Consider the following 10,170-nt stretch of genomic DNA (forward strand, 5'->3'; position numbering starts at 1 on the left):
GGTGATCACTGCTTGGCAGCCTCGCTTTCGATATAGGTACGGATCGCCCAGAGCGCTTCCTGGCTGAGGTAGTCGGCCATTCGCGGCATATAGACCGCACCGTCGCGCACCGCACCGTTGATCACGCGATCCTTGTACCACTCGTCCCCATCAAAATCGGCTTCCAGCTCGCGCAGATCCGGAGCGATCCCCCCGGAAATCGCTTCCAGACCATGGCAGCGGGCACAGTTCTGGTTATAGGCCGAAGAGCCAATTTCGACGGCTCTGTCGTGGAACTCGCTCGGGGCACGGTAGGGGTTTTCGTCCAGCCACTCTTCGCCCAGCGGCGCCAGCCCCTTGGTCTCGACCTTCTGTGGCGTTACGTCACCGTGGGCCATCGCAAGGCCGGCGGCACCGAGCAGGCTGGCAGCAAAAAGAGTGCGCAATAGGGTTTTGTTATTCATGACTACCACCGTTGAGTTCAAGAACCTGAGCAAGGCGGCTCCGTACGGAGCGCATGGCGGTCATCTTGGAGATCGGCTCGAAATGGCAGAATCCTGCTTTGGTTGCCTGCATCTCCTTCCTTGGTAGTAAGGCATCAGGCCGCCACGCGATCCTTGTAGCCAGTGCGCCGGTAGCAAGGCGAAAACACACAGCGTTTGGGAAGTTTTCCCTGCATCGGCGGGAGCTTTTCCGTATCGAGCGGAGTTCGCGCTTCCAATAATCGACCTGCCTGGCCATTCGCTCGCAACGGACAACCTCGTTCATGCGGCAAGGCCTTGTTCGTATCGACCAAGGGAATCGCAACCATGACAACAAGATCGCACCCCGGCAGCAAACGCCCTCTCGCCCTCGCCGTACATTGTCTGGCACTGGCCGGTAGTCTGGCGCTGGGTGGCCTTGCACAGGCCAAGAACGTCACCTGGGAAGACATCGCCAATGACCACCTTTCCACCGAAAACGTCCTGCAATACGGGCTTGGCACCAACGCCCAACGCTGGAGCCCGCTGGCGCAGGTCAACGAGAGCAATGTCTTCAAGCTGACCCCGGCCTGGTCCTTCTCCTTCGGCGACGAGAAGCAGCGCGGCCAGGAATCCCAGGCCATCATCCACGATGGCGTGATCTACGTGACCGGCTCCTATTCGCGCGTGTTCGCACTGGATTCACGCACCGGCAAGCGCCTCTGGAGCTACAGCCATCGCCTGCCAGACGACATCCGGCCCTGCTGCGACGTGGTCAACCGGGGTGCGGCCATTTATGGCGACAAGATCTATTTCGGCACCCTCGATGCCAGCGTCGTGGCACTCAACAAGGACACCGGCAAGGTCGTCTGGCGCAAGAAGTTCGGCGATCATGGCGCGGGTTACACCATGACCGGCGCACCCACCCTGGTAAAGGACGGCAAGACCGGCAAGACGCTGCTCATTCACGGCAGCTCCGGCGACGAATTCGGCATCGTCGGCAAGCTCTTCGCCCGCGACCCGGACACCGGCGAGGAAGTCTGGATGCGCCCCTTCGTCGAAGGCCACATGGGCCGTCTGAACGGCAAGGAAAGCACGCCCACTGGCGACATCAAGGCGCCATCCTGGCCGGACGATCCGAATCACCCTACCGGCAAGAAGGAAGCCTGGAGCCAGGGCGGCGGTGCACCCTGGCAGAGCGCGAGCTTCGACCCGGAAACCAACACCATCATCGTCGGCGCCGGCAACCCGGCCCCCTGGAATGGCTGGGAGCGCACCAGCGACGGTGGCGATCCGAAGGACTACGACAGCCTTTATACCTCCGGCCAGGTCGGGGTTGATCCGAGCACCGGCGAAGTGAAGTGGTTCTACCAGCACACCCCGAACGATGCCTGGGATTTCTCCGGCAACAACGAACTGGTGCTGTTCGACTACAAAGACAAGAGCGGCAAGACCGTCAAGGCCACCGCCCACGCTGACCGCAACGGCTTCTTCTATGTGGTCGACCGCAAGGACGGCAAGTTGAAGAACGCCTTCCCCTTCGTCGACAACATCACCTGGGCCAGCCATATCGACCTCAAGACCGGACGCCCGGTCGAACGTGAAGGCCAGCGCCCACCAAGGCCCGAACCAGGTGAAACACGCGGCAAATCGGTCGAGGTCTCGCCACCCTTCCTCGGCGGCAAGAACTGGAACCCCATGGCCTACAGCCAGGACACCGGTCTGTTCTACGTGCCTGCCAACCACTGGAAAGAGGATTACTGGACCGAGGAAGTCAGCTACAAGAAAGGCAACGCCTACCTCGGACAGGGCTTTCGCATCAAGCGCATGTACGACGACCACGTCGGCATTCTGCGCGCCATGGACCCCACCACCGGCAAGGTCGCCTGGGAACACAAGGAGCCACTGCCCTTATGGGCCGGCGTGCTGGCAACCAAGGGCAATCTGGTCTTTACCGGCACCAGCGATGGTTACTTCAAGGCCTTCAACGCGAAAACCGGCGCCGAGCTGTGGAAATTCCAGACCGGTAGCGGAATCATCTCCCCGCCGATTACCTGGGATCAGGACGGCCAGCAATACATCGGCGTGACCGTCGGCTATGGCGGCGCGGTGCCGCTATGGGGTGGCGACATGGCCACCCTGACCAAGCCGGTCGCGCAGGGTGGTTCGTTCTGGGTATTTAAACTACCCGAGTGGGACAGCAAGACCGCGAAGCGCTGACTTGTTCGGCCTTTATGGCCCCGTGGCCGAATGAATTCGGCCCTACGGACAGCCATGGAATTGATCGGGAACCGGCAGAGTTGGCGCTCTCGGTTCCCGGCATCCAGCTCTCAGCTTCTTGTGAGAGCGGACTTGTCCGCGATTTAGCAGCTAACGCCGCTCCAGAACCTCCCCATCCCAACAGGGAACCTGTCATGAAATCACCCAATCTTCTGCTTCCCCTCCTGCTGCTTGCCAGCATCACAGCCCATGCCGATGGCGATCAGCCGACCATCAACGGCTGTGTACTACAGCCCGAAAGCCAATGCCCCAACGCCGATTTGCGCGGCGCCGACCTCAGCAACATGGACCTGAGCAAAATCAATCTGGCCGGAGCCAATCTGTCCGGCGCAAATCTGCGTCACACCCGGCTTGATCTGGCCAATCTGGAGAAAGCAGACCTCAGCGGTGCCATCCTCAACCGTGCCAGCCTGCAACAGGCCAATCTGCGCCTGACGAATTTCACCAATGCCCGACTGGTCGCGATCCAGGGCTGGGGGCTATTCGCCCAAGCAGCCCAGTTCCAGAGTGCCGACCTGTCTGCCGCCAACCTGGAATTCGCCCGCATGAGCGGGGCCAAATTGCATGGAGCGAAGCTGACGGCAGCGAACCTGGAAATGGCCTGGCTGAGCAAGGCCGACCTCAAGGGCGCCGACCTTACCGATGCCAACCTGCAGGAAGCCAAGCTGAACGACGCCAACCTGGCCAGCGCCACCCTTACCGGCGCACGCCGCCACTACGCAACCTTTCAGGGAACCAACATGGAGCAATGCACCGATTGCCCACAGGATTGGGAGAAATAACGCTCGCGGACAAGTCCGCCACCACCACGGTGCGGCCTCGCGCACAGGCTAAACAACCACACCGATCCCCGTGGGAGCGGACTTGTCCGCGAGCTTTAGGGCAGTCATAACCAGATCGCATCCCATAACGGATAATCCCCCACCCGCTCGACCAGTCCGGCACGCAGAGGGTTAGCCACGATATAGCGGGCGACAGCTGGCAGATCTTCATCCTTGCGTAACGCGCGGTCGTGATAGCCGTTCTGCCATAACGCCCCTTCGCGCCCCAGGCGGCGGTTTATCGCGCGGGCGCTGTTGCTCTTGATGCGTTTCATCAGCTCATCCAGCGGGCGGTCCTGCAGGCTAACCAGCCAGTGAAGATGGTCGGGCATGACCACCCAGGCCAGTGACGTGGCCCAGCCTTGTTCATGTGTCGCACGCAACTCTGCGACCAGCAGGCGACCTGTGGCGAATGCCCCGAGCAGCGGCTCACGCCGGCGTACCGTGGTGGTCAGGAGATAACAGCGGCCCGATTCGGAAAAGCGCCCGAGGCGCAGCCGGTGGGCGGCGATGATGGAGCGGGACATTCCATTGTCTTCGTTGGATTAACGGTTATGGATGTAGCACAAACGCTCGCAGGGAAATCCGCGCTGGATCATAAAAGCAAAGCTCGCGGACAAGTCCGCACGGTTGTCCAGTCTTTTGTGGGAGCGGACTTGTCCGCGAGCTTTTAGGCCTTACCCCACCGCCCGCTCACCCACGCGCAACACGCCCGTATCGATGGCCAGATGTACCAGCTCAGCCTGGGAGCTGACCTGCAGTTTGCTCTTGAGCAGGGTCAGGTAGTTGGACACCGTCTTGCCGCTGATGCACAGGCGTTCGGCAATGACTCTGGCCGGCGTGCCCTTGGCCAGCATCACGAATATCTCGAACTCTCGCTGCGTCATGCCCTGCAGGCGTGGATCCTGCGCATTGGCTGCAGTCGGGTTGCGCGCCAGCTGGGTCGCCAGTGGCTGTTCGATATAGGCATAGCCGGCCAGCGTGCGCCGTACCGCATCCACCAGCACTTGCGGTGAAGAGCTTTTGGTGATGTAGCCCGCGGCACCGGCATCGAGCGCCTGCCGCACCAAGGGCAACTCATCGTGCATGCTGAAAAACAGCACCCGCAGTTGCGGCAGCCGCTGGATCAGTCGGCGAGTGGTTTCCAGCCCACTGATACCGGGCAGGCCGACATCCATGATCACCAGACTGGGGATCTCTTCCTGCACTTTTGCCAGTGCTTCTTCGCCATCGCAGGCCTCGACCACCTGAGCCTCAGGCAGCAATGCACGCAGGAGCGCCGCGTAGCCCTGGCGGACCACGGCATGATCGTCGACGAGAAGAATCTTCATTCGGCCATGATCTCCATCAGCGGAATACTCAGAAGAATCGCCCAGCCACTGCCGGAACGACTGGAAAGGGTCAGGGTTCCGCCCAGACAGCGCGCCCGTTCACGCATCGAGCGCAGCCCGATTCCCAGCGGTCGCGCCTCGCTCGCGCCACAGCCGTTGTCGCGGACCAGCAGCAGCAAGCGCCCGCCGCGCAGACGCAAACGGATGCACACCCGGCTCGCATGAGCGTGTCGGGCCACATTGGTCAGCGCCTCCTGCAGCAGCCGGTACAGGTGTTCCTTGGTGTTCAATGGCAATGCCGGAATGCGCCCATCGACATGCAGGCGCAGCTCGATACCCTGGGCGTCCCGCCATTGCTGACCCAGCAGGCGGATCGCTTCCGGCAGCTCCAGATGCTCGAGCATCACCGGGTACAGCTCGCGGGTCAGACGACGGAAGCCGTTCTGCAATTGCTCGCAGTTGTCATCCAGCCTTCGCGCGGTGCTGGCAACCAGCTTTGGCTGATCCTTGACGGCCTGCAACAGGCAGGCCTGGGCGCGTATGCCAGCCAGGTACTGGCCAAGATCGTCGTGCAGTGTCTGCGCCAGCTGGGTGCGCTCGCGCTCCTGCAGGGCCAGCAGCGAATGCGTCAGTTCATCGTTCTCTCGCCGGGCGCTCTGCAAAGAGGTGACCATCCGGTTGAAATGCCCGGCGAGCTGACGCGCTTCGGCCAGCGAGTGGCTATCCAGACGGCTATCGAGCTGGCCCCGGGAAACCTGCTCCAGAGCTGCAAGCAGTTCATCCAGCACCGCCAGCGCCGGTCGCAGCGCCCAGCGGATTGCCAACAGGCTAAGCAGCAGCGCAAAGCCGAACAGGGTCAGCAGTTGCAGCAGCGAATCCCAGACCTCGTCGATCTCGTCACCCGGATCGACGCTCAGCTGCAACAGCCTGCCATCCGGCAGTGGCAGAGTTACCGGCTCGGCAAGTTCGGCCGGGTAGATCTGATAATCGAGCCAGGAACGCCCGTTCTGCAGCTCCGACATCTGCCCAGGTTCCAGCCAGCGCACGCGAACATGCCGCAGGTTGTCAGTGAGTTCCGCTTGCAACGCGGCAGGGTCGCGTTCGGCGACCTCGCTCAGGTAGGTGACCATCGCTTGCGCGGCGTCCAGTTCACGGCCCACGTCATGGCTGGCCTGACGCAGCAGTACCAGCAGACAAACCGTGCCGATCAGGCCGAAGAACAGCGAGACCAGCCAGTAGATGCGCCAGAGTGCGGACATGGAGGCTCGTCCCGGCTGGAAGAATTACTTGACGATGAATTCGCCTTGCATGCCCTTGTTCTGCAGCCCCTTGCAATAGAAGGGATAGTTGCCGGGCTTGATCGGCAGGAAGAATATCTCGGCCTCACCGGCATCCTCGAACTCCAGCTCGAGCAGCGTCACAGCCTTGATCTCGATACCGCCCGCCTCGACCTTGCGCAGGAAGATCGACTGGGCGAATTCGGGGGCCTGAAATGCACATTCCTTCTGGCCATCGGAGCTGATCTTGAGCTGATAGGCGACGCCGGTTTCAAGCTGATACTGCTTCTGGGAAACCGCGTAATCGCTTTCCTCGGAGCCGAACGCAAGATCCGGCAGCGACTGCGTGCGCAGCGTCAGGTCACCCGCCGCATGGCTCTGGTCAAAGCCGATCAGGCTGCCGATGAAGAGGATATTGAGCAAAAAGGGCTTGGCTACGCGCATGGGACTGATCTCTTTTGTTGTTATCGATGTGCCTATCCTATGGGCACGACCCCCACCGCCCTTTACTACCTTGGTACACAGCGACTGGTACTTTCTGCATATTCCCCCGCTCCGACAGGGTTCCTATGCTGGCCGCAACGCCACAGGAGCTCCCCATGCGCCATTTCCTGCAACACGCCAGCTGCCTGATCGCCCTTGCCTGCTGCGCCGCATTGGCTCATGCCGCGCCAGCCAAGGAACTATCCGTGCGTATCGGTTACCTGGGTTATCGCCCCGATCCCGGTCCGCTACTCTCCAACGTGATTCCCGAGCCAGCGGATGCCGGGCAGCGCGGGGCCGAGCTGGCCATTGCCGACAGCAACACCACGGGACGTTTCCTCAAGCACAGCTACCAACTGCAAGCCTTGAACAGCGCAACCCCCGAGCAATTGCTCGAAGAAGCCCGAAAGCTGCATACCGACGGTCTGCGCCTGTTCGTGATCAATGCGCCGGCCGCCTCGCTGCGACAACTCGCCGAGGCGCTACCCGACAGTCTGCTGATCAATGCTGGCAGCGCCGCTGACGAGCTGCGGACCGACCTTTGCCTGCCCAACGTGCTGCACACCCTGCCCAGCCGCAGCATGCTCGCCGACGCGCTGGGCCAGTTCCTGTCCGTGCGTCGCTGGAATCGCTGGCTGCTGATCACCGGCCCGACCGCCGAGGACCAAGCCTATGCCGAGGCCCTGAAGCGCGCAGCCAAACGCTTCGGTCACAAGATCGTCGAGGAAAAGACCTGGAGCTTCGACAACGACCAGCGCCGCAGCGCCCAGGCGGAAATGCCGCTGTTCACCCAGGCCCGCGACTACGACGTGGTGGTGGTGGCCGACGAGCGAGGTGATTTTGGCGAGTACGTGCCCTACCACACCTGGCTGCCGCGCCCTGTCGTCGGCACCCAGGGCCTGACGCCCACCGGTTGGCACAAGACGGTTGAAACCTACGGTGCCGCACAACTGCAAAAACGCTTCGAGGCCCATGCCGATCGCTGGATGAATGACCGCGACTTCGCCGCCTGGATGGGCGTGCGCAGCCTCGCGGCGGCAGTTACCAAGCTTGGCGAGGCGGACCCTCAGGTCATCCGCCAGCTATCGCTCAGCGAAGAATTGCCACTCGATGGCTTCAAGGGCCGCAAGCTGACCTTCCGCCCGTGGAACGGTCAGTTGCGTCAGCCGATTCCGCTGGTGCATCCACGCGGGCTGGTTTCCAACTCGCCGCAGGATGGCTTCCTGCATCCCTCCAGCGAACTCGACACCCTGGGCTTCGATGCGCCTGAAAGCCGCTGTCGCCTGAGAGAGGATCAATCATGAATCACAAGACAATCGCAGCCCTGCTGGGCTTGGCACTGCTGACCAGCACCCCGGCCAATGCCAACGAGGAGATGAGTTACGAGGCCTATATCGACAGCCCCAAGCGAATCAAATGCATGTACGGCTACGTCACCGCCAAGACCGGCAATTTCGAGGCAGCCAAAACCATCTTTGAGGACTGTGTAGCGCGCTGGAACGATGTGTATTCGCTGATCTGGCTGGCGCAAATGTACGAGAACGGCAACGGCGTCGAGCCTGATCTTGCCAAGTCCTCCGCGCTGCTCAGGCAGGGCGCGGAGCAGCCCGACAACATCAGTTACGTGAGCCTCGCGCGTTATCACTGGGGCGTAGCCCTGGCCGAGGGGCGCGGCGTGGAGGCTGATCACGCCGCGGCACGCGGGTGGCTGCAGCGCGCCGCTGCGGATGGTCAGACTGAAGCCAACGATTACCTGCTGCGCCTGGACGAGATCAGTAACGCCGATTCGACCCGCTAACGGGTGCCACCCATAAAACAAGAGAACACGACCATGACCCGAACCCTCCTTGCCGCCGCCATTTCCTGCGCCCTGGCGTGCGCCAGCGCTTCCGCCCTGGCTGCTACCGCCTACGTTTCCAACGAGAAGGACAACACCCTCAGCGTGATCGACCTGAACACCCTGGAAACGGTCGAGACCCTGGAGGTCGGCATGCGCCCGCGCGGCCTGACCCTGTCCCATGACAACAAGCTGCTTTATATCTGCGCCAGCGATTCGGACACCGTGCAGGTGATGGACCTGGCCACGCGGCAGATCATCAAGCAGCTGCCGTCAGGCGCCGATCCCGAGCAGTTCGCCCTGCACCCGAACAACAAGTGGCTGTATATCTCCAACGAGGATGATGCCCTGGTCACCGTCGTGGATGTGGACGACGGACAAGTGCTGGCACAGATCGACGTTGGCGTCGAACCTGAAGGCATGGCCGTCAGTCCCGATGGCAAATGGGCGGTGAACACCAGCGAAACCACCAACATGCTGCACTGGATCGATACCGCCACCAACGAACTGGTGGACAACACCCTGGTCGATCAGCGCCCGCGTCACGTCGAGTTCACCAAAGACAGCAAGCTCCTCTGGGCCTCCTCGGAAATCGGCGGCACGGTCAGCGTGGTCGATGTGGCGCAGCGGCAAATCATCAAGACGCTGAACTTCGCCATCAAGGGCGTCCACCCGGACAAGGTTCAGCCCGTGGGCATCAAGCTCAGTTCGGACGGCAAATACGCCTTCGTCGCCCTCGGCCCGGCCAACCATATCGCCGTGGTCGATGCACAAACCTATGAAGTGCTCGATTACCTGTTGGTAGGCCGACGTGTCTGGCACATGTCGTTCAACCTGGACGAAAGCCAACTGCTGACCACCAACGGTGTGAGCGGTGATGTCTCGGTGATCGACGTGAAGACGCTCAAGGTGATCAAGTCGATCAAGGTGGGTCGCTATCCCTGGGGCGTGGTGGTGGCGCCATGATCGCCCTGCAGGTCGAGGGCCTCGGCTTTGCCTATGGTGATCGACAGGCCCTGCAGGATGTCAGCTTTGCTGCCACAGCCGGGCGTTTCACCGCCCTGCTCGGCCCCAACGGCGCTGGCAAGTCGACGCTAATCGCCCTGCTCACGCGACTCTACGACCTGCAGCAGGGCGAAATTTGCGTGGCGGGTTTCAGCCTTCGCTCGCACCCACGCGAAGCGCTGCGACGCCTCGGCGTGGTATTCCAGCAAAGCACGCTGGACCTGGACCTCAGTGTTGAACAGAACCTGCGTTATCACGCCGCCCTGCATGGCATGCCACGCGTGCTGGCCAACGAGCGCATCGAGCAGGAACTGCAACGTCAGCAACTCGTTGAACGACGCAAAAGCCGGGTGCGCGAGCTCAATGGCGGTCATCGTCGACGAGTCGAAATCGCCCGCGCCTTGCTGCACAAACCGAGCCTGCTGCTGCTCGACGAAGCCAGTGCCGGCCTTGACCCTGCCAGCCGTCAGGCCCTCAACCTTCACGTGCGCTCACTGTGTCAGAGCGAAGGCATGAGCGTGCTGTGGACCACGCACCTGCTCGACGAAGTGCACGCCGACGACGAGCTGCTGATCCTCAACCGCGGAAGCCTAGTGGCTCAAGGTCGTGCCGATGAGCTGTCCACCCACGATGGCAGCCTGGAGCAGACCTTCGCTCGCCTGACCAATGTAAACCGTAGCCTGGATTAGCCGAAGG

At 61.9% G+C, this 10,170-nt stretch carries 11 protein-coding genes; 6 read left to right on the forward strand and 5 right to left on the reverse strand.

The features are described from left to right. Nucleotides 1–5: 5 nt before the first annotated feature. A complete protein-coding gene (gene pedF / locus NAV32_RS13285; protein ID WP_256053270.1) occupies nt 6–443 on the reverse strand; it encodes a cytochrome c-550 PedF in 438 nt (145 codons plus the stop codon). Nucleotides 444–788: 345 nt separating this feature from the next. Between pedF and exaA the strand changes: the two genes are divergently transcribed. Further along, entirely contained in the window at nt 789–2,660 is a 1,872-nt protein-coding gene (gene exaA, locus NAV32_RS13290) for a quinoprotein ethanol dehydrogenase (RefSeq protein WP_256053271.1), read from the forward strand. Between the two features lie 194 nt (nt 2,661–2,854). After that, complete coding sequence (locus NAV32_RS13295) at nt 2,855–3,502, forward strand: pentapeptide repeat-containing protein (protein WP_256053272.1); 648 nt, start codon at nt 2,855–2,857, stop codon at nt 3,500–3,502. A gap of 104 nt (nt 3,503–3,606) precedes the next feature. Here NAV32_RS13295 and NAV32_RS13300 read toward each other — a convergent pair whose 3' ends face one another. The 4 genes from NAV32_RS13300 to NAV32_RS13315 all read right to left on the reverse strand — a co-directional run bounded on the left by NAV32_RS13300 (nt 3,607) and on the right by NAV32_RS13315 (nt 6,593). Next, a complete protein-coding gene (locus NAV32_RS13300) occupies nt 3,607–4,068 on the reverse strand; it encodes an REP-associated tyrosine transposase (RefSeq protein ID WP_256053273.1) in 462 nt (153 codons plus the stop codon). Nucleotides 4,069–4,218: 150 nt separating this feature from the next. After that, nucleotides 4,219–4,872, reverse strand: coding sequence for a response regulator transcription factor (locus tag NAV32_RS13305; RefSeq protein WP_256053274.1), 654 nt, complete (start codon nt 4,870–4,872; stop codon nt 4,219–4,221). Continuing rightward, the gene (locus NAV32_RS13310; RefSeq protein ID WP_256053275.1) at nt 4,869–6,131 is read right to left on the reverse strand and encodes a sensor histidine kinase; all 1,263 of its coding nucleotides are present in this window, start codon (nt 6,129–6,131) and stop codon (nt 4,869–4,871) included. Before NAV32_RS13310 ends, NAV32_RS13305 begins: the two co-directional genes overlap by 4 nt. A gap of 24 nt (nt 6,132–6,155) precedes the next feature. Next, a complete protein-coding gene (locus tag NAV32_RS13315; protein WP_256053276.1) occupies nt 6,156–6,593 on the reverse strand; it encodes a copper-binding protein in 438 nt (145 codons plus the stop codon). Between the two features lie 155 nt (nt 6,594–6,748). Here NAV32_RS13315 and NAV32_RS13320 point away from each other — a divergent pair, with 155 nt between their 5' ends. From NAV32_RS13320 to NAV32_RS13335, 4 genes are read left to right on the forward strand one after another with little or no spacing between them, the layout of a single operon-like run. Further along, on the forward strand, nt 6,749–7,936 hold the full coding sequence (locus NAV32_RS13320; RefSeq protein WP_256053277.1) for an ABC transporter substrate-binding protein: 1,188 nt from the start codon (nt 6,749–6,751) through the stop codon (nt 7,934–7,936). Continuing rightward, nucleotides 7,933–8,430 carry a tetratricopeptide repeat protein gene (locus NAV32_RS13325; protein WP_256053278.1) on the forward strand — a complete coding sequence of 166 codons (498 nt, stop codon included), beginning with the start codon at nt 7,933–7,935 and terminating at the stop codon, nt 8,428–8,430. The genes NAV32_RS13320 and NAV32_RS13325 overlap by 4 nt, the downstream gene beginning before the upstream one ends. A gap of 33 nt (nt 8,431–8,463) precedes the next feature. Further along, nucleotides 8,464–9,435, forward strand: a complete 972-nt coding sequence (locus tag NAV32_RS13330; protein ID WP_256053279.1) for a YVTN family beta-propeller repeat protein — start codon at nt 8,464–8,466, stop codon at nt 9,433–9,435. After that, nucleotides 9,432–10,163: an ABC transporter ATP-binding protein gene (locus tag NAV32_RS13335; protein WP_256053280.1), complete on the forward strand. Its 732-nt coding sequence runs from the start codon at nt 9,432–9,434 to the stop codon at nt 10,161–10,163. The genes NAV32_RS13330 and NAV32_RS13335 overlap by 4 nt, the downstream gene beginning before the upstream one ends. Nucleotides 10,164–10,170: the final 7 nt, after the last annotated feature.

The organism is Stutzerimonas stutzeri, assembly GCF_024448695.1.
GTDB classification, from domain to species: domain Bacteria; phylum Pseudomonadota; class Gammaproteobacteria; order Pseudomonadales; family Pseudomonadaceae; genus Stutzerimonas; species Stutzerimonas stutzeri_T.

Coding starts and splice junctions, on each gene's coding strand:
- pedF (WP_256053270.1), bottom strand. CDS start 443: ATGAATAACAAAACCCTATTGCGCACTCTTTTTGCTGCCAGCCTGCTC.
- exaA (WP_256053271.1), top strand. CDS start 789: ATGACAACAAGATCGCACCCCGGCAGCAAACGCCCTCTCGCCCTCGCC.
- NAV32_RS13295 (WP_256053272.1), top strand. CDS start 2,855: ATGAAATCACCCAATCTTCTGCTTCCCCTCCTGCTGCTTGCCAGCATC.
- NAV32_RS13300 (WP_256053273.1), bottom strand. CDS start 4,068: ATGTCCCGCTCCATCATCGCCGCCCACCGGCTGCGCCTCGGGCGCTTT.
- NAV32_RS13305 (WP_256053274.1), bottom strand. CDS start 4,872: ATGAAGATTCTTCTCGTCGACGATCATGCCGTGGTCCGCCAGGGCTAC.
- NAV32_RS13310 (WP_256053275.1), bottom strand. CDS start 6,131: ATGTCCGCACTCTGGCGCATCTACTGGCTGGTCTCGCTGTTCTTCGGC.
- NAV32_RS13315 (WP_256053276.1), bottom strand. CDS start 6,593: ATGCGCGTAGCCAAGCCCTTTTTGCTCAATATCCTCTTCATCGGCAGC.
- NAV32_RS13320 (WP_256053277.1), top strand. CDS start 6,749: ATGCGCCATTTCCTGCAACACGCCAGCTGCCTGATCGCCCTTGCCTGC.
- NAV32_RS13325 (WP_256053278.1), top strand. CDS start 7,933: ATGAATCACAAGACAATCGCAGCCCTGCTGGGCTTGGCACTGCTGACC.
- NAV32_RS13330 (WP_256053279.1), top strand. CDS start 8,464: ATGACCCGAACCCTCCTTGCCGCCGCCATTTCCTGCGCCCTGGCGTGC.
- NAV32_RS13335 (WP_256053280.1), top strand. CDS start 9,432: ATGATCGCCCTGCAGGTCGAGGGCCTCGGCTTTGCCTATGGTGATCGA.